The organism is Clostridium sp. AF27-2AA (assembly GCF_003478505.1).
In the GTDB taxonomy this organism is placed as follows: Bacteria; Bacillota; Clostridia; order Lachnospirales; family Lachnospiraceae; genus Brotaphodocola.
Genome location: NZ_QUFI01000039.1, coordinates 1 through 25059 on the forward strand (window position 1 = coordinate 1; position 25059 = coordinate 25059).

Genomic DNA, 25059 nt, shown 5'->3' on the forward strand with positions numbered 1-25059 from the left:
TGCTTCGGACCTTTCGCGACTATTCTTAAATTGTTATTTGTGATAGTGATAGCTGTCCAGTAATCCGTTTTTCATATCCCACAGCGGTTTAGACAGATCCACGTGTACCCGGTGCGGATATTCCAGTCGCAGGGATTCTTCCCAAAGTGTTGCAAGCTCGCTCTTGCAGTATTTCTGGATATCCATCACCTTCGGGGATTCATATACACATTCTCCTTTTAAGAATACCGGAATCATCATTTCGCGCATGGTGTAGGTGTCGGGAGCAAGAAGGGTCTTTTTCCAGGTTTCCTTCGGATCGAAGAGCAGGAGCGGCTGATCGGTGTCGTACTCTTCATCGATCAGGCAGATCAGGTCCGCGATGATCTTTCCGTTTTCCTTGTCATAGATACGGCGAATAGTCTTGTTGCCCGGATTGGTGATCTTCTCAGCATTCTCGGACAGCTTGATCTTAGGAATAAATTCTCCGGTTGCCTTATCCTGAATCGCAGCCAGCTTGTACACACCGCCGAAGGACGGGCAGTCCTTGGAAGTGATCAGGTTGGTGCCGACACCCCAGGAGTTGATGGCTGCGCCCTGCAGTTTCAGGGAAGAGATCAGGGTCTCATCCAGGTCGTTGGAAGCGGAGATGACAGCATCCGGGAATCCGGCTGCATCTAACATTTTCTTGGCTTTCTTTGACAGGTAAGCCAGATCACCGCTGTCTAAGCGGATTCCGTAGAAGGTGAGCGGAATGCCGGCCTCGCGCATTTCCTTAAATACCTTGATGGCGTTTGGAATGCCGGAATTTAAAGTATCGTAAGTATCAACCAGAAGGATGCAGGCGTTCGGATACAGCTTTGCGTAAGTACGGAATGCGGTCAGTTCATCCGGGAAGCTCATGATCCAGCTGTGGGCGTGGGTGCCTTTGACCGGAACATCAAACATCTTGCCGCAGAGAACATTGGAGGTGCCGATGCATCCGGCAATCATGGCGGCGCGGGCACCATAGATACCGGCATCCGGACCCTGTGCGCGGCGCAGGCCAAATTCCATGACACCATCACCCTGGGCTGCGTAGACCACGCGGGCTGCCTTGGTAGCAATCAGGGACTGGTGGTTGATGATGTTTAAGAGAGCAGTCTCAATAAGCTGAGCCTCCATGATCGGAGCAATGATCTTTACAAGCGGTTCCCTTGGGAATACGACGCTTCCTTCCGGAATGGCATAAATATCGCCGCTGAAATGGAACTGGCGGAGATAGTCGAGGAAATCTTCCTCAAACATACCGGTGGTACGTAAATAGTCAATGTCATCTTCATCAAAGTGCAGGTTCTTTACGTAGTCGATTACCTGGTCTAAGCCAGCGCAGATCGAATAGCCGGAGCCTACCGGGTTGTTTCTGTAAAACGCGTCGAAAATAACAGTTTCGTTTGCATCTTTTTCTTTAAAATAGCCCTGCATCATAGTCAGCTCGTAAAAGTCTGTGAGCAGGGTAAGGTTACGTTCACTCATGCCGGTTCTCCTTCTGGGTTTGCTAATTTTTGGTAACTGTTCAGTAGATATGCGCACTTGCTGCGCTGATCGTAAGAAAACATAGGCTAGAAGGCAAAAATCCCATCGGCGTAGCCGATTTGGAATGGATTTTTGCTTGTAACTATGAAGGTACTGAATGGTTACGATTATTGTTAAAATTGTGTAAAACAATAGTAGTATACCATCGGTTTTCACAAAAAACAATGCATTTGACATGAATTTAACAAATGGAGTGACGCAGAAACCTTGACAATTCTCATTCATATTAATATAATGAAAAAGAATGTAATATCAAAAAGGCTATGACGGAGACAGTAGCGCTGCAAAGAACGTAAGAGCGGAACGTACAAGCAGGCGGAACGCAGGAGCGAGCCGGGAGTGGTGGAAGCCCGGTGCAAGTAAGGCAGCAGTCGAAAATCACTCCCGAGCCGCAGGCCGAACCGATTTTTATAATCGCAGTAAGTCCAGCCGGTATTCCGCCGTTAACCGGAACTCATATGTTTGTATGCAGTAATAGGTGGTCAAAAGTGGCAAGAAGTGTCGTTTCCTGTTTGCAGGGAGCGGCTTTTTTTCATTTATAGGAAGTTTTCCTATGAAACGTTACACAGGATTCCCGCTGCATGCGTCAAAGATTGGAGGCAAAGAAAAGCATGTATGAGAAAGTACCTACAAATATGAATTTTGTAGAGCGAGAGAAAAAAATTGAAAAGTTCTGGGATGATGAGCACATTTTCCAGAAGAGTATGGATTCCCGCAAAGAGGGTCCGACCTACACCTTCTACGATGGCCCGCCTACCGCAAACGGCAAGCCTCATATCGGCCACGTACTGACCCGTGTTATCAAAGATATGATCCCGCGTTACCGCACCATGAAAGGCTGCATGGTTCCGCGTAAGGCAGGCTGGGATACCCACGGACTTCCGGTTGAGCTGGAAGTAGAGAAGATGCTTGGCCTGGATGGCAAGGAGCAGATCGAGCAGTATGGTCTGGAGCCGTTCATCGAGCACTGTAAAGAGAGTGTCTGGAAATACAAAGGCATGTGGGAGAAATTCTCCGGCACCGTTGGCTTCTGGGCTGACATGGACAATCCGTATGTTACCTATCACAATGACTTCATCGAGTCTGAGTGGTGGGCATTAAAGCAGATCTGGGAGAAGGGACTCCTGTACAAAGGCTTCAAGATCGTTCCTTACTGCCCGCGCTGCGGCACCCCGCTTTCCTCCCACGAGGTAGCTCAGGGCTATAAAGATGTCAAAGAGCGTTCCGCCATCGCACGCTTTAAAGTTAAGGGTGAGGATGCTTACATCCTGGCATGGACCACTACCCCGTGGACCCTGCCGTCCAATGTGGCACTCTGCGTAAACCCGGATGAGACCTACGTTAAGGTACAGAACGGTGACTACACCTATTACCTGGCAGAAGCACTTTGTGATACTGTCCTGGAAGGTGAGTATACTGTACTGGAGAGATACAAAGGCAAAGATCTGGAGTACAAAGAGTACGAGCCGCTGTTTGACTGTGCAACAGCAATCTGTGAGAAGCAGAAAAAGAAAGCATTCTACGTTGTCTGCGATACCTATGTAACCCTGACCGATGGTACCGGTGTGGTACACATTGCCCCGGCATTCGGTGAGGATGACTCCAAGGTCGGCAGAAAGTATGATCTTCCGTTTGTGCAGTTAGTAGACGCAAAGGGTGAGATGACCAAAGAGACTCCATGGGAAGGCGTATTTGTGAAGAAGGCGGATCCGCTGGTATTAAAGGCACTGGATGAGAAGGGCCTGTTATTCTCAGCACCGAATTTCGAGCACAGCTATCCGCACTGCTGGAGATGTGATACTCCGCTCATTTACTACGCAAGAGAGTCCTGGTTCATTAAGATGACTGCTGTGAAGGATGACCTGATCCGCAACAACAATACCATCAACTGGATTCCGGAGAGCATCGGCAAGGGACGCTTCGGTGACTGGCTGGAGAACGTTCAGGACTGGGGCGTAAGCCGTAACCGTTACTGGGGCACCCCGCTTAATATCTGGGAGTGTGAGTGTGGCTGCCAGCATTCCATCGGAAGCCAGGCAGAGTTAAAATCCATGAGCCCGAACTATGCGGATGTTGTAAAGAAATACGCAAAAGAGATGGATAAAGAGGCCAATGGCGAGGTAGAGCTGCATCGTCCGTTCATCGATGATGTCACCATCACCTGCCCGCAGTGCGGCAAGCAGATGCACCGTGTACCGGAGGTGATCGACTGCTGGTTCGATTCCGGTTCCATGCCGTTCGCACAGCATCATTATCCGTTTGAGAATAAGGAACTCTTTGAGAAGCAGTTCCCGGCAGATTTCATCTCCGAGGCTGTAGACCAGACCCGTGGATGGTTCTACTCCCTGCTGGCTATCTCCACCCTGATCTTTAACAAGGCTCCGTACAAGAACGTTATCGTTCTGGGCCATGTACAGGATGAGAACGGACAGAAGATGAGTAAATCCAAGGGCAACGCAGTCGATCCGTTCGATGCCCTGGAAACCTACGGCGCAGACGCCATCCGCTGGTATTTCTACATCAACAGCGCACCGTGGCTGCCGAACCGTTTCCATGGCAAAGCCGTACAGGAAGGCCAGAGAAAGTTCATGGGTACCCTGTGGAATACCTACGCGTTCTTTGTACTGTACGCAAACATCGATAACTTTGACGCAACCAGATACACTCTGGATTACGACAAGCTCCCGGTTATGGATAAGTGGCTGCTTTCCAAGTTAAACTCCATGGTCAAGGATGTAGACGACAACCTGTCCAACTACCGCATTCCGGAGGCCGCAAGAGCCCTTCAGGATTTCGTGGATGACATGAGTAACTGGTATGTAAGAAGAAGCCGTGAGCGTTTCTGGGCAAAGGGCATGGAGCAGGATAAGATCAACGCTTACATGACTCTGTACACCGCCCTGGTAACCGTAGCCAAGGCAGCCGCTCCGATGATCCCGTTCATGACTGAGGATATCTACCAGAACCTGGTCAGAAGCATCGACAAGACCGCTCCGGAGAGCATCCATCTGTGCGATTTCCCGGCAGTAGATGAAACGATGATCGACAAGCAGCTGGAGTCCGATATGGATGAGGTCTTAAAGATTGTTGTATTCGGCCGAGCAGCAAGAAATACCGCAAACATCAAGAACCGTCAGCCGATTGGCAAGATGTATGTCAAGGCAGAAAACAAGCTGTCCGACTTCTATGTAGAGATCATTGAGGATGAGTTAAATGTCAAGAGCGTAGAGTTCGTAGATGACGTCAGAAACTTCACCTCCTACAGCTTCAAGCCGCAGCTTAAGACCGTCGGACCGAAGTACGGCAAGCAGCTTGGCAACATCCGCAAGGCTCTGTCCGAGATTGACGGCAATGCTGCCATGGACACCTTAAAGGCAGAGGGCGCGCTGAAGTTTGACTTCGGCGGCGAGCTGGTAGTTCTGACCGAAGATGATCTGTTGATCGAGATGGCTCAGACCGAGGGCTATGTATCTGAGGGTGATAACTATGTAACGGTAGCCCTGGATACCCACCTGACTCCGGAGCTGCTGGAAGAAGGTTTTGTCCGTGAGCTGGTAAGTAAGATCCAGACCATGCGAAAAGAAGCAGGATTTGAGGTTACCGATCATATTAATGTATATCAGGATGGCAATGACAAGATCGCTGCTATCTTTAAGAAATACGCAGATACCATGAAAGGCGAAGTACTTGCCGATCACATTTTCCTTGGACAGATGAGTGGATACGCAAAAGAGTGGAATATTAACGGTGAGACTGGAATGTTGGGTGTTGAGAAAGCAACAGACGGCAGCTGCCAGAAATAAGCGTGTAAAAATACACCCGGGGCCCCGCAATACGGGGCCTTTTTCGGGAAACCGTAACTGAGGAGAGGAGATCCAGTATGAAAGGCATGGCAAACAAAGGGTTTGACAAAGAAATATTTAAAAAGAGCGTGGTCGATAATGTAAAGAATCTGTACCGCCGCACCATCGATGAGGCAACACCGAATCAGGTATTCCAGGCAGTAGCCTATGCGGTAAAAGATGTCATTATCGACGAGTGGATCGCGACCCACAAGGAATATGAAAAGAAGGATGTAAAGACCGTTTACTATCTTTCCATGGAGTTCTTAATGGGACGCGCGCTGGGCAACAATATCATCAGCATCATGGCAAGACAGGAAGTCAGAGAAGCTCTTGATGAGCTGGGCTTTGACTTAAATGTGATTGAGGACCAGGAGCCGGATGCGGCCCTTGGAAACGGCGGTCTGGGACGTCTGGCAGCATGCTTCCTGGATTCCCTTGCAACCCTCGGATACCCGGCATACGGCTGCGGCATCCGTTACCACTATGGTATGTTCAAACAGAAAATTGAAAACGGTTATCAGGTCGAGGTGCCGGATAACTGGTTAAAGGACGGCAACCCCTTTGAGGTACGCCGCTCCGAGTACGCAACCGAGGTCAAATTCGGCGGTTACGTGCGCACCGTCTGGGAGAACGGAAGAGAATATTTCGTTCAGGAGGGTTATCAGTCTGTTATGGCCGTTCCGTACGATCTCCCGGTTGTGGGCTACGGTAACAACGTAGTCAACACCCTGCGCATCTGGGACGCACAGCCGATCAATACCTTCAACCTGGACTCCTTCGATAAGGGTGATTACCAGAAGGCCGTGGAGCAGGAAAACCTGGCCAAGACCATCTGTGACGTGCTTTACCCGAACGACAACCACTATGCAGGTAAAGAGCTGCGCTTAAAACAGCAGTACTTCTTCATTTCCGCAAGTGTACAGCGTGCGGTAAGCAAATACATGGAGAAGCATGATGACATCCGCAAATTCTACGAGAAGAACGTATTCCAGTTAAACGATACCCATCCGACCGTAGCCGTTGCAGAGCTCATGCGAATTCTTCTGGATGACTATAACTTAACTTGGGAAGAAGCTTGGGAAGTCACCACAAAGACCTGCGCTTATACCAACCACACCATCATGGCCGAGGCCCTTGAAAAATGGCCGATCGAGCTGTTCTCCAGACTGCTTCCGCGTATCTACCAGATTGTTGAGGAGATCAACCGTCGCTTCCTTCTTGAGATCCAGCAGAAATACCCGGGAAACCAGGAAAAGATTGCGAAGATGGCAATTATCTATGACGGTCAGGTCAAGATGGCACACATGGCGATCGCGGGCAGTTTCTCTGTGAACGGTGTAGCAAGACTGCATACCGAGATCCTGGAAAAGCAGGAGTTAAAAGACTTTTATGAGATGATGCCGCAGAAGTTCAATAATAAGACCAACGGCATTACCCAGAGACGTTTCCTGCTTCACGCAAACCCGCTTCTGGCAGACTGGATCACTGACAAGATCGGTGACGAATGGATTACAGACCTTTCCGCTATCAGCAAGTTAAAGCTGTATGTGGATGATGAGAAGTGCCAGCACGAATTCATGAATATCAAATATCAGAATAAGGTGCGTCTGGCAAAATACATCAAGGAGCACAACGGCATTGATGTTGATCCGCGTTCCATTTTTGATGTTCAGGTTAAGAGACTGCACGAGTATAAACGTCAGCTTATGAACATTCTGCATGTGATGTATCTGTACAACCAGCTGAAAGATAACCCGAACCTGGATATGGTTCCGAGAACCTTCATCTTCGGTGCTAAGGCAGCAGCAGGATATAAGCGTGCGAAACTGACGATCAAGCTGATCAACTCCGTTGCAGATGTGATCAACAACGATAAGTCTATTAACGGAAAGCTGAAGGTTGTCTTCATTGAAGACTATCGTGTATCCAATGCAGAGATCATCTTCGCGGCAGCTGATGTCAGTGAGCAGATCTCTACCGCAAGTAAAGAGGCATCCGGTACCGGAAACATGAAGTTTATGTTAAATGGCGCACTGACTGTGGGAACCATGGACGGCGCGAACGTGGAGATCGTGGAAGAGGTTGGCGCAGAAAACGCGTTCATCTTCGGTACGTCCTCCGATGATATCATCCGCATGGAGCATGACCACAGCTATGATCCGATGCAGATCTTCAACAATGACCAGGATATCCGCCGCGTGCTGATGCAGCTCATCAACGGCTACTATGCACCATATGATCCGGAGCTGTTCCGCGATATCTATAACTCTCTGCTGAACACCTTAAGCAGTGACCGCGCTGACACCTACTTTATCCTGAAGGATTTCCGGATGTATGCAGACGCGCAGAAACGTGTAGATGAAGCATACCGTGACGAGCAGTGGTGGGCAAAGGCAGCTATGCTCAACACCGCATGCAGCGGTAAGTTCAGCTCTGACCGCACCATCGAGGAGTACGTAAAAGATATCTGGCATCTGGATAAGGTGAAGGTTGAACTGTAATAGCCTGACGGAACAAAACGCATGCAGGACCAGAAAAAGCCCATGGTTCATGCGTAGAATATTTCAGGAATAAAATTAGAAATCCCTCCGTAGATTAAACTGACGGAGGGATTTTTTATGCGCAAAATCGGGATCGTGGCTGCAGTGGTGTTTGTGGCCTCCTGGATGTTTTCACTTTTTTGTATGCATGCGGCGGGACAGGCCGGGGGAACAGTGAAAGAGGAAAATGGAAGTGTTGTGAGTGGAGAAAGCGTGTTGGATGGATACGGGCAGACAGAAGTCGAGCGGAGCGTATCCGGGCAGACGACAGGCTGGGATTCGAACGGAGACAGCCAGGACAGTGGGAAAACAGCGGGATGGAATGGAAATTCCCACAGCGCGGATCAGGGGGATGGAGAGGCATATTCCCGCCGCATCATTCTGGAACGCTACGGTGTCCGCACCTATCTTTCGGTGGAAGATTATCTTCCGGGCGTTATGGTCTGCCAGACCGGTCCGGAAATGGGGATGGAAGCGCTGAAGTGCCAGGCAGTCATTGCCCGCACCTACATATACCGTCAGATGGGGGAGCGGGAGGAAATACAGGAGGAAGAACTGGATCTTGATTATCTGGGAGATGACACTGCTCGGGCAGGGAATACACTGACCGTGCATCAGAAGGAAGAACTGGCAAAACGCCTGGAGCAGTGCAGGCAGGCAGCAGAAACCACGGCAGGAGTGGTTATGAAATATGAGGACCGTTATATTCTCCCATTGTTTCATGAGCGCAGCGCCGGGCGGACGCGGACCGGGGAGGCAGACTATCCGTATCTGCAGTCGGTGGAGAGTAAATGGGATGTCGTGGGAAACGATGGAAACAAAACATCACAGGAGCAGCAGGGGAGCGAGTTGGAAACCAGAACAGGAGCCGGAGCAGCAAAGGAGGTTGCGGCCGGAGTGTCGGAAGTATCCTTTAGCTTATCGGAATTTGCGCAGCGCATCAAAAATTTAAGTGACGCTCCCTCTCTGGATCCAGGCCGTATTTCCTCAGAAATCCAGATCGTAAAGCGGGACGATGCCGGATATGTGCTGCAGATCAAGATCGGTCCGCGTACCTATACCGGTGATGATGTCCAGTATGCGCTTGATCTGCCCTCTTCCTGCTTTACCATCGACACCAGAACATCAGGGACGATCACGGTTACAGTGAAAGGCCGCGGCCACGGTTACGGCCTCAGTCAGAATGGTGCCCAGGCCATGGCAGAGGAAGGATGGAGCTATTCCGACATTTTGAACTATTATTATAAAAATATATCACTGATGACTGAATAAGAAAAAGCACTTTGGCAAAACTACTACCGAGGTGATAAACGGTGAAAGAAAAAATGAATCAAATGTTCCGGGATAAATTATTCCTGGTCATGTTGGTGCTGGGCCTGCTGACTATGGTTGCCGCAGCAGGCGTCGTTACGATTCGAAGAGGAAACGGACAGGAACAGAAACCATATGTGGATATGCAGGGGCAGGATGAATATTTTGCAGAGGAAGCAAAAGATCAGGCGCCGGTTGCAGGAAATTCCAATACGGAGAATTCCGGATCCGAAATCACACAGGAGGAGCAGCTTCTGGCTGAAGCAGCGTCTAATCAGGACAATGCAGCCGCCGAGCAGGGACACATTGCAGAGGAAGCAGGACCGGAAACCGGAAACGGTCAGAATACCGGACTTGCAGCAAATGGTACAAAGGATGACGGGGCAGATCCGGCCGTGAGAGAGGCCGGTGCAGGCGGAAGTGCCGCCACCGCGCTGGTATTAAACTTTGCTGATACCAGCAAGATGCTGTGGCCGGCAAGAGGGAATGTCCTGCTGGATTACAGCATGGATTCCACCATCTATTTTCCAACCCTGGAACAGTACAAATGCAATCCGGGCCTGGTCATCCAGAGTGAGGTCAGCACCCCGGTGTATGCTCCGGCTGCCGCAAGGGTACTGGAAGCAGGAAACAATGAGGAGATTGGTGATTATCTGGTCCTGGACCTTGGAAATGATTACACAGTTACCTGCGGCCAGTTAAAAGAAATCACCGCCGTGCAGGGAGAATATCTGGAAGCCGGACAGCTTCTGGGCTATGTGGCAGAACCAACCAAATATTATACTATCGAGGGAAGTAACCTCTTCCTGGAAATGCGCCACGGAGAGAAGACGGTAGATCCGTTAGATTACCTGGAGTAAGAAAGTTTTTATAATTTGTTCATAGAATGGTCGAAATTGTATGGTATGCTTCTGGCATAAGATGAAAGGCAACTGCGCCTGCTCCATTCGCCGGGCCGCAGTGCTGCGAAAAATACAATTTGAGGTGAACTATGAATATCCTGTTTTTTCTGACTCCAAAGAGCGAGGTAGCTCACATTTACGAAGATGACACGGTGCGCCAGGCACTGGACAAGATGGAATGCTTCCGCTATTCCACCATCCCGCTGCTCTCAAAAGACGGCACCTACGTCGGAACCATTACGGAAGGAGACCTGCTCTGGGGAATCCGGAAAGAATACCAGATGAACTTCAAAGAAGCAGAAAATGCGCCTGTCGCATCGATCCTGCGGCGTGTGGACTACAAACCGGTTTCCGTAGAATGTAAAATGGAAGACCTGATCGACCGGGCTCTGAACCAGAACTTTGTTCCGGTAGTAGATGACCGGGGGTTCTTCATCGGGATGGTTACACGAAAAGATATTATTAAATATTGTTATTCAAAACTGGAAAAGGAAAACTAAAAAATTCCGGGCAGATCCAAATGGGCTGCCCGGTTTTACATTTTACAAAACAATCGCGTATGTATATAATATGTATTACAATTGTCTTATACAGAAAGGAGATTTCATGCCATACCTGGTTATACGCAACGGGAGGTCGCGCAGGAGAAGAATACGGAGAATATTGTAAGAAAACAAACTATGAAATGAGGTGACATTTATGATGAAAAACGAAGCGGGAGTAATAATCGAAGAAATGCTGTGCCAGCTGGCCGATACGACGCGCATCAACGGAGAGATCTGGCGTGCAGCGTATACTCCGGAAGACAAAATCGCGAAAAACATCCTGCGTGAGTGGATCGAAAATCTGGGGCTTGAATACAGAGAGGACGCGATCGGTAATGTGTATGGGCGGCTTCCGGGGACAGAGCCTGGAACCGTACTGACGGGATCCCACCTGGATACCGTAAAGAACGGTGGAAAATATGATGGCGCACTGGGCGTTGTGACCGGTGTGGCAGCGCTGGGATATCTCAAACAGTCTGGCTTCGTTCCGAAACACAGCCTGGAAGTGGTTGGTCTGATGGAGGAAGAGGGCAGTCGTTTCTCTACCGGCTGTCAGGGCAGCCGTGCGATCTGTGGCACGCTGAAAGAAGAGGATCTCGAGGAGGTCGGCTGTGATGGTGTCACACTTCGTGAAGCACTGTTATCTGCCGGATATCAGCCGGAAGCGCTGAAAAGCGTGAAACGTGACGATATTCGAGCGATCGTAGAGCTGCATATCGAACAGGGACCGGTACTTGAAAGCGAGCAGAAGCAGATCGGTATTGTGGACAGTATCGTCGGTATCGTCAATTATGAGCTAACCATTCATGGAAGCCAGAACCATGCAGGTACCACCTCGATGCCTTTACGGCACGATCCTGTGGTAGCTGCTGCGGAATTTATAACAGAGTCTACCCGTCAGATGATGGCGGAGGCCCCTTCAGCCACCCTTACCTATGGCGCGATACAGGTATTTCCTGGAATGCAGAATGTCATTGCAGATCGGGTAAATCTGCGCATTGATATGCGCGATGGCAGTGAAGAGGAACTGCTTCATGATGAAGCAATTCTGAAGCACGCGCTGGAATCCATCGAAAGCAAGGGTTTTAAGCTCCGGCTTGGACAGAACCACTGGTTGAAGTCGGCGAAAATGGATCCGAACGTGATTCAGGTGATCGAGCAGCACTGTGAAGAGAAACATCTCGCGTATAAGCATATGAACAGCGGTGCCGGACACGACTCGATGGTATTCGGAAAGCATTTCCCGACCGCGATGATCTTCGTGCCGAGTATCGCAGGCATCAGCCATAATCCGGCAGAAGCTACCGCTGTATCGGATATACAGGCCGGTTTTGAACTGCTTTGTGACGTGTTAAAAGAATTATCAGCTCAAACCATCTAATTACAATCATAACCAGAATATTGATGGAAAGATAAACCGGGAAGCGCAATTGATAAATGATCAAATGGGCTTCCCGGTTTTGTTTTATAGGATGGTATTAATTATTTCCAGAATTTTTTGTCTTCCGGCCTGGATCAAATGCCGGGTTAAAGGCATAGAAGTTCTTGCTGTTAAGCTGATCCTGCACATGTCGCAATGTTTCTCCAAAACGCTGGAAATGCACAACTTCCCTTGCCCGCAGATAGCGGATTGGATCGCAGACTTCCGGATCTTTTACGACGCGGAGAATGTTGTCGTAAGTGCTCCGGGCTTTCTGTTCGGCAGCGAGATCCTCGAATAAATCCGTGATTGGATCGCCCTTAGATTGGAATTCACAGGCATTAAACGGAACGCCGCCTGCGGCCTGAGGCCAGATTCCGGTAGTGTGGTCAATATAATAAGGGCCGAATCCGGAATCTTCGATTTCCTGCGGGGTTAAGTTGCGGGTAAGCTGGTGAACGATGGCTGCCACTATCTCCAAATGTGCCAGTTCCTCGGTTCCGATATCGGTCAGGGAAGCTTTCGCTATGTCATAAGGCATGGCATATCTCTGGGATAAATAGCGCATAGATGCGCCCATCTCGCCGTCCGGCCCACCATACTGGCTCATGATAAACTGAGCCATCTTTGGATTCGGCTGTGAAATCTTTACCGGATACTGTAGTCGTTTTTCATATCTCCACATCAGCGCATTCCTCCTTCCCAGGGCCATGGGCCGTTGATCCAGTTCCAGTTATTGGAATCGGCATCAGCGACCTGGAGTGGTCCATTTACTTCTTCATACGCCTTCATAGCCTGGCGGTTCATGCGCCGGGCGTTCTGAAAATACTGCATGGCCATTGAGCAGTTTGGATGAGTGTCTAGATACAGAGTTGCCTCATCCAGAGCAAAGCCTGTTTCATATACAGCCTGCAGGAGTTTGTCGTCGCATCCACACATCATCGGCACCTCCCCATCACAAACGGCAAATCCAGTTCCGGGAAAATGGTTCCCCGGGTAAGTCCGCGGCTCATATCATACACCTGGTTCCAGCGTTGCATGGGGACATAAGCCATGGCAACGGACATGTCACTTAAGCAGTCTCTTTGTGTAGTTTCGCAATTTGGCTGTCTGAGCGAACAGGATGGGCGTTCTGCTGGCGAAGCAGAGTTCCTGCTTTGTGCAGGCATCTGCTGGCGCAGCATATCCGGCTGCATGGGACGCTGGACTGCACATCCGCAGGAGTTCCCTGTATTGATATGCGGCGGTTCCGGCAGTTGTGGTCTCTGCATACAGCCGCATCGGTTATTGGAATATTCCATGATCATAAATCCTTTCCAGAGTTTCTAGTACCATCTTATGTGAAAGCAGAAACAGCGGTGCATTGGAATCTATCATATGACAGAAAGCAGGGTTGTCACCCTTGTCTGCATTTGCTCATAAGATACAGTACAAACAGCAAAAAAGGAGATTTCGATATGTGTAGCTGGAATGGTTGTGGTAACAATTGTGGCGGCTTCGGTAATAACTGCGGCGGCTGGGGCTGGAATAACTGGGGATGTGGCGGTTCCTGCGGATGGAACAGGAATAACCGGGAAGCATTCCGTAACGGATTCCGTGAAGGCTATGATGCCGGTTTCCGTGATGGATTCCGGGAAGGACGGGACGATGACCGCAGACCGGGCGGACCTGGAGGTCCGGGGCGGCCGGGAGATGGCTGCAATTCCGGGTGCGGATGCAGCTGAGTTATGGGAAATTTCGATGCCACTGATGTGCGTCGTAAATAGTTGACAGATCTGTCATTCCATACTATACTAATAACACAATCGAGATTTGGGCGTGTTACTGGTAAAGCAGGCATTAACCGAAAGGGCATCGAAGAGATGTCCTTTTGGTTGATGCCTTTTTCATTTTCCAAATAAAACTACACTTCCCAGAAGCGACTGAAACGGACTGTTTTGGGTATGCTGATAGGAGCAGGTTTCTTTTCTGCACAGGTGAAATATATAAAATGGAAAGAAGTTTGTGCGTTTACAGAAAAGAATTTTCGGGAGATGTGAAAACTGTCAGAAAGACACACCTGAATATTCAGAAAAAAAGGAGAAAGAACATGAAAGAAAAGATTTTTGGGGTGCTTCAGCGAGTAGGACGCAGCTTCATGCTTCCGATTGCGGTGCTTCCAGTTGCTGGTCTCCTGCTGGGGATTGGAAGTTCCTTTACCAATGAGACTACCATTGCAACCTATGGCTTACAGGGGATTCTTGGTAATGGAACCGTCCTGCATGCACTGCTTATGATCATGAGCAAGGCAGGAAACGTCATTTTTGATAATCTGCCGATCATCTTTGCAGTGGGTGTTGCCATTGGCATGGCGAAGGCGGAAAAAGAGGTTGCGGCACTTTCGGCTATGATTTCTTTTTTTGTGATGCATGCATCAATCAACGCAGTGCTTTTATTAGCAGGAAAAGTCTTAGCGGACGGAACAATTGCGCCGGATGTGCTTGAGGGAACCATTGCCAGCGTCTGCGGTATTCAGACCCTGCAGATGGGTGTATTTGGCGGTATTCTTGTGGGACTTGGTGTGGCAGCACTCCACAACCGGTTTTATAAGATTGAATTGCCAAACGCGCTGTCATTTTTTGGCGGCTCCCGTTTTGTACCGATTATTTCTACCGTTACTTACGTTGGTATCGGTATTCTGATGTACTTTATCTGGCCGGCTGTCCAGAATGGCATTTTCGCGCTGGGCGGTCTGGTTACAGGAACCGGTTATTTCGGAACCCTGATTTTTGGTATCATTAAGCGTGCGCTGATCCCGTTCGGTCTGCATCATGTGTTTTATATGCCTTTCTGGCAGACTGCGGTAGGCGGCACCATGATGGTGGATGGAAATCTGATTCAGGGCGGCCAGAACATTTTCTTTGCGCAGCTTGCTTCGTCAGATGTGACGCATTTCAGCGCGGATGCTACCCGGTATTTTTCCGGTGAGTTTATTTTTATGATTTTTGGACTTCCGGGTGCGGCGCTGGCCATGTACCGGTGCGCTAAACCGGAAAAGAAAAAGGCAGCAGGAGGTCTGCTTTTAAGTGCGGCGCTGGCCTGCATGTTTACTGGAATTACAGAGCCAATTGAGTTCTCTTTCCTGTTTGTAGCACCAATGCTGTTTGCAGTTCAGGTGATTCTGGCCGGAAGTGCCTATATGGTTGCGCATATTTTGAACATTGCAGTGGGCCTTACATTTTCCGGTGGTCTTCTGGATCTGGTGATTTTCGGTGTGCTTCAGGGCAATGCGAAAACCAGCTGGCTTCGCATTATTCCGGCAGGAATTGTGTATTTCCTTCTGTATTACGTTTTGTTCAGTTTTCTGATTAAAAAATTTGATTTGAAAACACCGGGACGTGAGGACGATGACGAGGAGACGAAGCTCTACACGAAGGCTGATGTGAATGCCCGCAGGACTGAAGCGAAAGAGGGAGAAAGCGGCAGCCAGGCAGAAAACAGTAAAGACAGCCGGAGTGCAGCCATTGCAATGGGTATGGGAGGAAGAAACAATATCACTTCCGTGGACTGCTGCGCGACACGACTCCGCTGCTCTATCGCAGACTCGTCGCTAGTTGATGAAAAGCTGTTGAAGTCGACCGGCGCGGTAGGCGTGATCGTAAAAGGGCAGGGAATCCAGATTATTTACGGACCGCAGGTGACTGTGATCAAATCCGAGCTGGAAGCTTATCTGGCAGAGGAGCATGAGGAGGATACCGCAGAAACTACAGATGGTGCAGAGAATATGGGCACCAAAGTGACTGCGGAAACCGAAGCATCTGTGAATCTGGCAGAGAGCAAGAACATCGCAGAAAACGTCCACAAACTTTACTCTCCGTTCCAGGGCGTATTAAAGCCAATCACGGAGGCACCGGATGAGGCATTTGCCAGCAAAGCCATGGGAGACGGCTACCTGGTTATGCCGGAGAATGGAACTGTTGTGGCACCGGAAGATGGCGAGGTTATGTTTGTATTTCCGAGCAAACATGCGATTGGCCTGAAGGCAGCGGATGGGACGGAATATCTGCTCCATATCGGTGTAGATACTGTGAAACTGAATGGGGAAGGCTTCACGGTATTTGTAAGTGATGGACAGAAAATTAAAAAAGGCGAAAAACTCATGGAATTTGACCCGGCTTATATCCGGGAACATGCAGTGAGTGACGCCTGTATCGTTATTTTTACAGGACTGACAGAGGGAGAAAGCTTAAGCTTAGAAGGAGAAAAGCAGGTAAAACGGCTAGAGCTGATTGGTCAGATAAGAAAGTAAGATAAAAACTTAGGGAGTATTTATCATACGAAACAAAAAGTACTTTCTGCATCCTAAGGTTGTCGTGTATAATAACAGGACAGGCATAAGATGCAGGAGGTATTTTTATGTATCGGGTAATCAAAGTATTGAACAATAACGGGATTCTGGTGCTGGATGATGCCAACGGTCAGGAGCAGATTCTTCTGGGAAACGGGGTCGGCTTCGGACATCGTATGGGAGAGCGGATGGCAGAACTTCCTAAGGGACGCCGTTATGAACTTGTGAGCGAAAAAACGCCGGCGCTGATCCGTGTAAACGGCATTGATCCGATTTATATCGAAGCAGCCGGAAAAATCATAGAGATGGCAGAAGCGGCGATGGGACCGCTGCAGCATGATATTCTGATCCCAATGGCAGATCACATTGCTATGGCAGCAGCACGGGCCAGAGAGAAGAAAGAAATTCCCAATCCGTTTCAGCATGATATTGCAGCCTTATTTGGAGATGAGTACGAAGCAGCCAGAAAAGGATGTGAAATCTTAAAAAAGATGACGGGAACCGCCCTTGGAGAGGATGAAGCCGGCTTCATCGCCCTGCATATCCACGCCGGACTGGCGCAGGAAAATGTGGCTGATTCTCTGGAAACAGCCCGTCTGGTGGGCGTCTGCATGACCATGATCGAGGAAGGAGCCGGAAAGAAGCTTCCTTATGGCTCTCTCGGTTACAACCGGCTGATGAGTCATGTCCGCTATATGCTGGCCCGGGCAAGAAAGGGAGAACGCACGGATCTTGATCTGGAAGCATACGCAAAAGAGCAGTTTCCATTCGAATACGCGCTGGCTGAGCAGATTTTGAAAAAACTGGAACAGGAGCTGAGGGTGGTTCTTGCGAAAGAAGAAATCGGGTTTCTTGCGATTCATATCAGGCGGGTAACTGGGGGAGAGACAGCGTAAGAAAATTGAGGTACTGAAAAGAAAATGATAGTCAAAAAGCATCGACAGAAAACTGCCGATGCTTTTATAGAATCGGGGCAACAGGATTTGAACCTGCGACCTCTCGGCCCCCAGCCGAGCGCGCTACCAAGCTACGCCATACCCCGATCGAACTATATTAGTATATCAGAAAATGAGCGATTTGAAAAGCAATTTGTATAAGAATTTTTTAAATCTGCCCTTCGGACTTTACAGTCCCCCCGTACTTTGTTATCATGGATACTAGAATTACCGGCGGCTGGCGGATTGCTCGCAGCCGCGATTACAGAAGGAAAACGGAGAGTTGTTTATGAAGGGAATCGTCAGTTTTGACATGGACATGACACTGCTGAACCATGCAGATTATAAGATTCCGGACAGTGCCATCAAAGCGCTGGATCTGCTTCGCAAAAATTACTATATCGTGATCGCCACCGGCCGTGACATGGATGCCAAGTTCAGCGAGGGCCTTGCAGACCAGGTGAAGCCGGATGCCATCATCCATTTAAATGGCAACAAGATCACCATCGGCTCGGAACTGATCTATGAACATTGTATGAAGCGGAAACTGGTAGAAGAACTGCTGCAATTTGCAGAAGGGAAGGATTACGCCATCGGCATGACCGTGGGTGATATCGATTATTTCATCAATCCCTGGTGTGTGACCCGACACGATATGGTACGCTGGCAGATGTCGGACCGGAAGTTTCGCGACCCGTGGAAGCTTCTGGACATGCCGGTGCGCACGCTGGCCTACATTGGCCGGGAGCCTGGAGCGAAAGAAGTGGAGGCGGCATTCCCTATGCTGAAGCTTCCACTGTTTTCCAGCCGGGAAGGGGCCGATATCATTGAAAAGGATGCCTCCAAGGCAGAAGGACTCAAACGCCTCTGCAAAGCCTGGAATATCCCGCTGAAGAACACGATCGCCTTTGGCGACAGTATGAATGATTATGAGATCGTGACTACCGCAGGAATCGGCGTGGCTATGGGCAATGGGCATCCGCAGCTGAAGGCGGCAGCGGATTACGTTACCGCGCCCATTGGCGAGGACGGTGTTTATAAGGCTTGCGAAGCGCTGCATCTGTTTTAGGCAGGTGCGGCTGCAAACTGCAGAGCAGGCACAATGACAGAAAGAAAATCGTGACAGAACGAAAGGAATATAAATTTATGGCAACATATTATGATCTGGTGATTATCGGGGCAGGACCGGGCGGCTATACTGCAGCCATCAAGGGCGCGTCCTTCGGCATGAAGGTAGCCGTGGTGGATGAGAATAAGTTGGGCGGTGTCTGTATCAACCGGGGCTGCATCCCCACCAAGGCGCTGCTTCATGCGTCCAATATTTTTTCCATGATGCAGCACGGGGATGAATTTGGTGTTTCTACTGATTTTATCTCCTTTGATTTTGCAAAAATGCAGGATTACAAGAAGCGTTCTGTGCGCCGGTACCGCGATGAAATCCAGAAGCTGTTTGATAAAAATAATATTACCTTTATAAAGGGAAAGGCAACCATCCGCCGGGAGAAAACTATTGAAGTAGTAGGCGAGAGCGGCAAGGAATATCTTCGTGCAAAGAATATCATTATCGCTACCGGTGCGAAGCCGATCATGCCGAACATTCCCGGCATCAATCTGCCGGGCGTTATCAATAGTGACCGTCTGCTGGCAGTGCCCACCTGGAATTATGACCGCATCGTGATTATGGGCGGTGGTGTCATCGGTGTAGAGTTTGCTACCATTTTCCAGGCACTCTGCTCTAAGGTGACCATTGTAGAGAAAGGACCTCATCTGTTAGGTCCGATGGATGAGGAGGTCTCCGAAGCATTAAAGGAACAGCTCGTCAAGAAGGGCATTACTGTTTACTGCAATGCTATGGTAGAGGAAATCCAGCGGGAGGAAGGTCTGGTATGTACCGTGCGCCATCTGCTGACCGATGAGACGACCCAGATTAAAACGAATCAGGTGGTGGTAGCCGTTGGAAGAGCACCTTACACGGAAGGTCTTCTTGGTGAGGACATGAGCCTGCAGATAGAACATGGAAGGCCGGTGGTAAATGCGGACTTTGAGACTAGCGAACCGGGAATCTATGCGATTGGAGATGTTTCTGCAAAAACACAACTGGCCCATGTGGCTATGGCGCAGGCAACCTACGTCATTGAAAATCTGGCGGGAAAGCCGCATACCATCCGTCTGGAGGCAGTGCCAAACGGCATGTTTGTCTCTCTGCCGATCGTGCCGAGCTGTATCTATACTGAGCCGGAGATTGCTACGGTTGGTCTCACGGAGGCGAAGGCCGGAGAACTTGGCATGAAAGTGCGCTGCGGCGTTTACGATATGGGAGAGAACGGCAAATCCATCATTGCCAGGGAGGAGCACGGCTTTATCCGCCTGATCTTTGAGGCATATTCCAATACCATTGTGGGAGCGCAGATGATGTGCCCACGCGCCACGGACATGATCGGAGAAATGGCTACGGCCATTGCAAACGGACTGACTGCCGAGCAGCTTTCCCTGGCGATGCGTGCTCATCCAACCTACAGTGAAGGCATTGCGGCAGCTATTGAGGATGCCATGCGTCAGAATGAAAAGTGAGGATAATAACATGAACGAAATTACAGAGAGAATTGCGCGTCTCCGCAGACTGATGGAGACTTATCATATGGATGCCTATCTGGTGCCGACAGCAGATTTCCATGAGTCGGAGTATGTGGGGGAGCATTTTGCATGCAGAAAGTACATCACCGGATTTACCGGTTCTGCGGGTATTGCCCTGATCACAAAGGACTGGGCCGGTTTGTGGACAGATGGCCGTTATTTCGTGCAGGCGGCTGCAGAATTGAAAGATAGTGGCGTAGAACTTATGAAAATGGGCCAGCCCGGAGTTTTGACCGTGGAGCAGTATCTGGCAGACCACATGCCGGAGCATGGTGTGCTTGGCTTTGATGGCCGTGTTATCAACAGCAAGACAGGGGAAAGCCTGCGGCATCGTCTTTCCAGAAAACAGGCATCCATCTGCTCCGACCATGATCTGATCGGTGAGATCTGGGAAAACCGCCCGGAGCTTTCCGCAGAGCCGGTATGGATCCTGGAAGAGAAATATGCCGGACAGGCCGCATCCGAGAAGATTAAAAACCTGCGCGAAGCCATGAAGAAGGCTTACGCGGATGTGCATATCATCACCACGCTGGATGACATTGTCTGGCTGTTCAATATCCGCGGGAACGACATTCCATGCAATCCGGTGGTGCTGTCCTACCTGATGGTAACCGGGGAGAACCTGTTCTTCTATGTGAATCCGCAGGTGATCTCCGATGAGGTCCGCTCTTACCTGGAGTCCTTGGGCGTGACTATCCGCCCCTACAATGACATTTACGCGGATGTAAAGGAGCTGAAAGACCATACCGTGCTTCTGGAGAAGAGCCGTGTGAACTTTGCCATTTACGAGAGCGTGCAGACCCAGAACCAGATCATCGACCAGATGAATCCGACCGTGTACGCCAAGTCCCAGAAAAATGAGACCGAGATTGAAAATATGAAAAAGGCCCACATCACCGATGGTGTGGTCATGACCAAATACATTTACTGGCTGAAGAAAAACATCGGTAAGATCCCGATGGATGAGTGCAGCGTGGCTGACCGTCTTGACCAGATGCGCCGGGAGCATGGAGCACTGGATATCAGCTTCAACACAATCTCCGCATATGGGAAAAATGCGGCACTGTGCCATTACCATGCCGTGCCGGAGCAGTGCGCGAGCCTGCAGGCAAGAGGCCTGTACCTGGTAGATTCCGGTGGACAGTATTACGAGGGAACCACCGATATCACCCGTACCATCGCCCTGGGGCCGGTCACGGATGAAGAAAAAGAGCATTACACCCTGGTGCTGATGAGCATGCTGCGTCTTGGACATGTGAAATTTCTGGAAGGCTGCAGCGGCCTGAGCCTGGACTATGTAGCGCGGGCACCGTTCTGGAAGCGCGGACTGGATTTCAACCACGGAACCGGCCATGGCGTGGGTTATCTGTTAAATGTGCATGAGCGTCCCATCGGCATCCGTTACCGGGTAGTGCCGGAGCGCCAGGACAGCGCGCCGTTTATGCCGGGCATGGTATGCTCCGATGAGCCGGGACTTTACATTGAGGGAAGCCACGGCATCCGCACAGAGAACCTGATCTACTGCAAGAAGGACGAAAAGACTGATTACGGCCAGTTCTTAAGCTTCGAGTATCTGACCTACGTGCCGATCGATCTGGAGCCGGTGGATGTATCTCTGATGGAAGAGCAGGATCTGGCATGGCTCAATGAGTACCACGCACAGGTATACGAAAAGATCGCGCCGCATCTGGACGCAGAAGAAGCGGCCTGGCTGAAAGAAGTTACCAGACCGCTGAGCAAATAAGAAATGAGTAACTGGGTCCATGGCAGAAACTGTGCGCAGTCAGTCCGGACATCGGATTTGGCCATTTGTCTGCAGTTCTGACATGGAATCAGATTACTCTTCCCATGGAAGATTGACGATGGTATATTCATGATGGACTGCCGGGAGAAACTTCTCCAGAATGTCCTTCGTGTAAAGCTTTAAGCTGGAGGTGTTGATGCATGGATGACAGCCCACAAAGGTGTGGTGGTCGATCACATCCTGGTCGATGAGCAGCCGCACGCGGTTGCTTTTGTCATTCATCAGCCCCAGCACGCTGACAGAACCCGGCGTGATATCCAGAAATTCCTCCATGAATTCCGAGCTTGCAAAGGAAAGGCGGGCGCTTCCAATCTGTTTGGAAAGCTTCGCCGTCTTAAACTTCTTGTGGCCCGGCATCATGAGCAGATAGAAGTCCGTTTTCTGGGCATTGCAGAGAAACAGGTTCTTGCAGATCTCAATGTCCAGCCGGACATCCACGTCATGGCAGGCGTCAATGGTGGCGGTGGCATCGTGATCCAGCCGCCAGTAAGGAATCTGGAGCTCATCTAACAGGTCATAGGTGCGGATCTCCTTCTCCAGCCGCCCGGTGCAGTCCGCCGGACGGCCGGTGTAGAGAACCGGATCCATATAAAAAGAATCCTCGCCGGTGTGTAACGCACCGGCTTGTGTGTTGTTATCGGATGTGTTGGACATAGGGGTTCCTCCTGAAGGTATGTAGTAATGTAAATAGTAAAATGATGTTAGGGGTAAGTGCTTTGACCCTGGTATCATTATATAAAAAATGATAAAAAAGACAAGGGGCTTGAGAGTCGTGAAACAGGATAGAAATGTAAAAAAAGAAAATTGGAAGAAGAAACCGGCTGCCGGAAAGCAGGGACGGAGTCTGGATGATAAATTTGAAGAGTGGGTTGGAGAGAAGCCGGTAAAAAAGGCAGGAAAATCTTCTGAGCAGAAAACAGGCCGGAAAGAGGATTGGAGCCGGGCTAGGAAGAAAGATGGCAAGAATGCAGATCAGAAATCTGCGCGGGATTTTGCTTGCGGCAAAGTTGAAAAATTCGGAAAAGCAGATGGAAAGTCTGCGCAGAAGAGTTTCGGAAAATCTGCCCGTAAGGATACTATGAACTTCGGCAAAAAATCAGAACCGAAGCGTGGATTTGGCGATTCCCCGAAATCAGGAAAACTTCAGTCTGTAGCAGAAGAGAAAAAAGCACCGAAGAAGAAAGGTCTGTGCCCGGTGGCGCACCGCTGCGGCGGATGCCAGTATCTGGACGTGCCATACGCAGAACAGCTTCAGATGAAACAGAGCCAGATGCAGAAGCTTCTTGGAAATTACTGCAAGGTGCATGGCATCAAAGGCATGGACGATCCGTTCCACTATCGCAACAAGGTACATGCCGTATTCGGCTACCGCAAAGGCGAAGCCATCTCCGGCGTTTACGAAGAGAAAACCCATAACATCGTTCCGGTGGAAACCTGCATGATCGAAGACCAGAAAGCAGACGAGATCATCGGCACCATCCGCGGCATGCTGAAATCCTTCAAGATCCGCACCTACGATGAAGATACCGGCTACGGCCTGCTGCGCCACGTGCTGGTTCGCCGCGGTTTCACCAGCGGCCAGATCATGGTCGTGCTGGTCACCGCATCCCCGGTATTCCCGTCCAAGAACAACTTCGTCAAAGCACTGCGCCAGAAACACCCGGAGATCACCACCATTGTCCAGAACATCAACAACCGCGGTACCAGCATGGTATTGGGCGATAAAGAACACGTTCTGTACGGCAAAGGCTATATCGAGGACGAACTGTGCGGCTGCAAATTCCGCATCTCCCCGAAATCCTTCTACCAGGTCAACCCGGTCCAGACTGAGTATCTGTACGGTAAAGCCATCGAACTGGCCGGCCTGACCGGCAACGAGCGCGTGCTGGATGCCTACTGCGGAATCGGAACCATCGGCATCATCGCCGCATCCAAAGCCAAAGAAGTCATCGGCGTAGAGTTGAACGCCGACGCCGTCCGCGATGCTGTCCAGAACGCCAAATGTAATGATGTCAAAAACATCCGCTTCTATTGTAACGACGCCACCGAATTCATGATGCAGATGGCCGCATCCGGTGATACCGTAGACGTCGTCCTCATGGATCCGCCAAGAGCCGGAAGCACTGAGGCATTCATCAAGGCAGTGGCAGCGGTGAAAGCGAAGACTGTCATTTATGTGTCCTGCGGTCCGGATACACTGGTGAGAGATTTGGGCGTGTTTAAGAAGATGGGGTATCAGGCAGAAGGGGCATGGCCGGTGGATATGTTTCCGGCGACGGGGCATTGTGAGGTTGTGGTGAAAATATTAAAAAGATAATTTTTTAGTGGTAAATGAAAAAGGCAATTACTATTAATAGATATAAAAAGAACTAAAGCATCTATTAACTAGGTAAAAATTAAAAAGGCAAAACGAAAGATAGAAAAATAATTATCTTAGATAAAATTTCGTGGTATTATATAAATGATAAATAAAAATTGTTGAAAAGAGCAAATACAGAGAAAATTAGCTATGAAAGAAAATTACACATATAATCAATATAAAAAGAAAAATGTTAGACATAGTGCTATTTATAATGCGGTCGAATTATTAACATCTAAAAGAGAAAGTGCAGCTTGTGTTGAGCGAAACTATGTGCGACGGCTTTATGATTATTTTACTTTATCTGAAGATATTAGCCAAAACAGAGAGGAAGCAGAAAAAATTGAAGTTTCATATATTACAAATTGGGAAAAGTTACATGATGCTTATGTAAGAATGAAAAAACCAGAAGATTTGGTAGTGTGTTATTTGAGTGGACCTGAGCCTAAAAATGACTTCAAAGAGTTAATTGACTTGGGAATTCTTCCACAAAATATATGGGCTTTTGAAGCAAATACACAAGCTTATAAAAAAGCATTGTTGACCTTTTGTGAGGGAGAACATCCGCAGCCTAGAATTTTAAGACAAAATATTGAAACTTTTTTTCAACAAACCCCAAAAAAATTTGATATTGTGTATATTGATGCATGTGGGAGCATTCCATCTGGACAGCATGCATTAAGATGTGTTTCTGGTCTATGCAAAAATAATCGCTTATGTTCTCCCGGTGTTGTTATTACAAATTTTGCAATACCAGATGAGAATAATGATAGTGTTGATGATTATTATGAATTGGTTTCTCAGTATTTATTTTTTAAAAAATATCCTTATGAAGAAGTTAAATTGTAAGCGCTTAAATTCTGGGTAACTAGCTATCGTCTTC

19 protein-coding genes and 1 tRNA gene are annotated in these 25059 nt (G+C 49.3%); 14 read left to right on the plus strand and 6 right to left on the minus strand.

Translation table 11 applies throughout. The annotated features are described in order from the left end of the window. Positions 1–33 precede the first annotated feature (33 nt). A complete protein-coding gene (locus DWY84_RS15055; protein WP_118534159.1) occupies positions 34–1494 on the minus strand; it encodes a nicotinate phosphoribosyltransferase in 1461 nt (486 codons plus the stop codon). 671 nt (positions 1495–2165) lie between these two features. Here DWY84_RS15055 and ileS point away from each other — a divergent pair. The 6 genes from ileS (at position 2166) to DWY84_RS15085 (ending at position 12078) form a co-directional block, all read left to right on the plus strand. Next, positions 2166–5357 (plus strand): isoleucine--tRNA ligase, encoded by a 3192-nt coding sequence (gene ileS, locus DWY84_RS15060; protein ID WP_118534160.1) that lies wholly within the window; start codon positions 2166–2168, stop codon positions 5355–5357. Between the two features lie 86 nt (positions 5358–5443). Beyond that, a complete protein-coding gene (locus DWY84_RS15065) occupies positions 5444–7900 on the plus strand; it encodes a glycogen/starch/alpha-glucan phosphorylase (protein WP_118534174.1) in 2457 nt (818 codons plus the stop codon). 117 nt (positions 7901–8017) lie between these two features. After that, positions 8018–9211, plus strand: coding sequence for a SpoIID/LytB domain-containing protein (locus DWY84_RS15070; protein ID WP_118534161.1), 1194 nt, complete (start codon positions 8018–8020; stop codon positions 9209–9211). 41 nt (positions 9212–9252) lie between these two features. Next, positions 9253–10110 (plus strand): M23 family metallopeptidase, encoded by an 858-nt coding sequence (locus DWY84_RS15075; RefSeq protein WP_118534162.1) that lies wholly within the window; start codon positions 9253–9255, stop codon positions 10108–10110. A gap of 131 nt (positions 10111–10241) precedes the next feature. Then, positions 10242–10652 (plus strand): CBS domain-containing protein, encoded by a 411-nt coding sequence (locus DWY84_RS15080; protein WP_118534163.1) that lies wholly within the window; start codon positions 10242–10244, stop codon positions 10650–10652. A gap of 199 nt (positions 10653–10851) precedes the next feature. Further along, on the plus strand, positions 10852–12078 hold the full coding sequence (locus DWY84_RS15085) for a M20 family metallo-hydrolase (protein ID WP_118534164.1): 1227 nt from the start codon (positions 10852–10854) through the stop codon (positions 12076–12078). Between the two features lie 97 nt (positions 12079–12175). On the opposite strand, the gene DWY84_RS15090 is transcribed toward DWY84_RS15085, so the two are convergent. From DWY84_RS15090 to DWY84_RS18090, 3 genes are read right to left on the minus strand one after another with little or no spacing between them, the layout of a single operon-like run. Beyond that, on the minus strand, positions 12176–12802 hold the full coding sequence (locus DWY84_RS15090) for a manganese catalase family protein (protein WP_118534165.1): 627 nt from the start codon (positions 12800–12802) through the stop codon (positions 12176–12178). Beyond that, positions 12802–13059, minus strand: a complete 258-nt coding sequence (locus DWY84_RS15095) for a spore coat protein CotJB (protein ID WP_118534166.1) — start codon at positions 13057–13059, stop codon at positions 12802–12804. Before DWY84_RS15095 ends, DWY84_RS15090 begins: the two co-directional genes overlap by 1 nt. Further along, the gene (locus tag DWY84_RS18090; RefSeq protein ID WP_118534167.1) at positions 13056–13424 is read right to left on the minus strand and encodes a spore coat associated protein CotJA; all 369 of its coding nucleotides are present in this window, start codon (positions 13422–13424) and stop codon (positions 13056–13058) included. Before DWY84_RS18090 ends, DWY84_RS15095 begins: the two co-directional genes overlap by 4 nt. A gap of 150 nt (positions 13425–13574) precedes the next feature. Between DWY84_RS18090 and DWY84_RS15105 the strand changes: the two genes are divergently transcribed. From DWY84_RS15105 to DWY84_RS15115, 3 genes are all read left to right on the plus strand, one after another. Continuing rightward, entirely contained in the window at positions 13575–13841 is a 267-nt protein-coding gene (locus DWY84_RS15105; protein WP_147354308.1) for a hypothetical protein, read from the plus strand. Positions 13842–14206: 365 nt separating this feature from the next. Continuing rightward, positions 14207–16405, plus strand: a complete 2199-nt coding sequence (locus DWY84_RS15110; RefSeq protein WP_118534175.1) for a PTS transporter subunit IIABC — start codon at positions 14207–14209, stop codon at positions 16403–16405. A 107-nt stretch (positions 16406–16512) separates the two neighbouring features. After that, complete coding sequence (locus DWY84_RS15115) at positions 16513–17340, plus strand: PRD domain-containing protein (protein WP_118534169.1); 828 nt, start codon at positions 16513–16515, stop codon at positions 17338–17340. Between the two features lie 72 nt (positions 17341–17412). Here DWY84_RS15115 and DWY84_RS15120 read toward each other — a convergent pair. Continuing rightward, positions 17413–17486, minus strand: a tRNA-Pro gene (locus DWY84_RS15120). A 182-nt stretch (positions 17487–17668) separates the two neighbouring features. Between DWY84_RS15120 and DWY84_RS15125 the strand changes: the two genes are divergently transcribed. The 3 genes from DWY84_RS15125 (at position 17669) to DWY84_RS15135 (ending at position 21757) form a co-directional block, all read left to right on the plus strand. Further along, positions 17669–18448: an HAD family hydrolase gene (locus DWY84_RS15125; RefSeq protein ID WP_178716263.1), complete on the plus strand. Its 780-nt coding sequence runs from the start codon at positions 17669–17671 to the stop codon at positions 18446–18448. Positions 18449–18525: 77 nt separating this feature from the next. Continuing rightward, a complete protein-coding gene (gene lpdA, locus DWY84_RS15130) occupies positions 18526–19950 on the plus strand; it encodes a dihydrolipoyl dehydrogenase (protein WP_118534170.1) in 1425 nt (474 codons plus the stop codon). A 10-nt stretch (positions 19951–19960) separates the two neighbouring features. Further along, positions 19961–21757, plus strand: a complete 1797-nt coding sequence (locus tag DWY84_RS15135) for an aminopeptidase P family protein (protein ID WP_118534177.1) — start codon at positions 19961–19963, stop codon at positions 21755–21757. 93 nt (positions 21758–21850) lie between these two features. Here the strand turns inward: DWY84_RS15135 and DWY84_RS15140 are convergent, their stop codons facing one another. Beyond that, entirely contained in the window at positions 21851–22405 is a 555-nt protein-coding gene (locus DWY84_RS15140) for a prolyl-tRNA synthetase associated domain-containing protein (RefSeq protein WP_347560816.1), read from the minus strand. Positions 22406–22589: 184 nt separating this feature from the next. Here DWY84_RS15140 and rlmD point away from each other — a divergent pair, with 184 nt between their 5' ends. Both rlmD and DWY84_RS15150 read left to right on the plus strand, forming a co-directional pair. Beyond that, the gene (gene rlmD, locus DWY84_RS15145; protein WP_243024884.1) at positions 22590–24134 is read left to right on the plus strand and encodes a 23S rRNA (uracil(1939)-C(5))-methyltransferase RlmD; all 1545 of its coding nucleotides are present in this window, start codon (positions 22590–22592) and stop codon (positions 24132–24134) included. Between the two features lie 192 nt (positions 24135–24326). Beyond that, the gene (locus tag DWY84_RS15150) at positions 24327–25025 is read left to right on the plus strand and encodes a hypothetical protein (protein ID WP_118534173.1); all 699 of its coding nucleotides are present in this window, start codon (positions 24327–24329) and stop codon (positions 25023–25025) included. The last annotated feature ends 34 nt before the right edge of the window (positions 25026–25059 follow it).

Bases quoted from the DNA above. Each gene is read 5' to 3' on its own strand.
- DWY84_RS15055 (WP_118534159.1), bottom strand. From the start codon at position 1,494: ATGAGTGAACGTAACCTTACCCTGCTCACAGACTTTTACGAGCTGACT.
- ileS (WP_118534160.1), top strand. From the start codon at position 2,166: ATGTATGAGAAAGTACCTACAAATATGAATTTTGTAGAGCGAGAGAAA.
- DWY84_RS15065 (WP_118534174.1), top strand. From the start codon at position 5,444: ATGGCAAACAAAGGGTTTGACAAAGAAATATTTAAAAAGAGCGTGGTC.
- DWY84_RS15070 (WP_118534161.1), top strand. From the start codon at position 8,018: ATGCGCAAAATCGGGATCGTGGCTGCAGTGGTGTTTGTGGCCTCCTGG.
- DWY84_RS15080 (WP_118534163.1), top strand. From the start codon at position 10,242: ATGAATATCCTGTTTTTTCTGACTCCAAAGAGCGAGGTAGCTCACATT.
- DWY84_RS15085 (WP_118534164.1), top strand. From the start codon at position 10,852: ATGATGAAAAACGAAGCGGGAGTAATAATCGAAGAAATGCTGTGCCAG.
- DWY84_RS15090 (WP_118534165.1), bottom strand. From the start codon at position 12,802: ATGTGGAGATATGAAAAACGACTACAGTATCCGGTAAAGATTTCACAG.
- DWY84_RS15095 (WP_118534166.1), bottom strand. From the start codon at position 13,059: ATGATGTGTGGATGCGACGACAAACTCCTGCAGGCTGTATATGAAACA.
- DWY84_RS18090 (WP_118534167.1), bottom strand. From the start codon at position 13,424: ATGATCATGGAATATTCCAATAACCGATGCGGCTGTATGCAGAGACCA.
- DWY84_RS15105 (WP_147354308.1), top strand. From the start codon at position 13,575: ATGTGTAGCTGGAATGGTTGTGGTAACAATTGTGGCGGCTTCGGTAAT.
- DWY84_RS15110 (WP_118534175.1), top strand. From the start codon at position 14,207: ATGAAAGAAAAGATTTTTGGGGTGCTTCAGCGAGTAGGACGCAGCTTC.
- DWY84_RS15115 (WP_118534169.1), top strand. From the start codon at position 16,513: ATGTATCGGGTAATCAAAGTATTGAACAATAACGGGATTCTGGTGCTG.
- DWY84_RS15125 (WP_178716263.1), top strand. From the start codon at position 17,669: ATGAAGGGAATCGTCAGTTTTGACATGGACATGACACTGCTGAACCAT.
- lpdA (WP_118534170.1), top strand. From the start codon at position 18,526: ATGGCAACATATTATGATCTGGTGATTATCGGGGCAGGACCGGGCGGC.
- DWY84_RS15135 (WP_118534177.1), top strand. From the start codon at position 19,961: ATGAACGAAATTACAGAGAGAATTGCGCGTCTCCGCAGACTGATGGAG.
- DWY84_RS15140 (WP_347560816.1), bottom strand. From the start codon at position 22,405: ATGGATCCGGTTCTCTACACCGGCCGTCCGGCGGACTGCACCGGGCGG.
- DWY84_RS15150 (WP_118534173.1), top strand. From the start codon at position 24,327: ATGAAAGAAAATTACACATATAATCAATATAAAAAGAAAAATGTTAGA.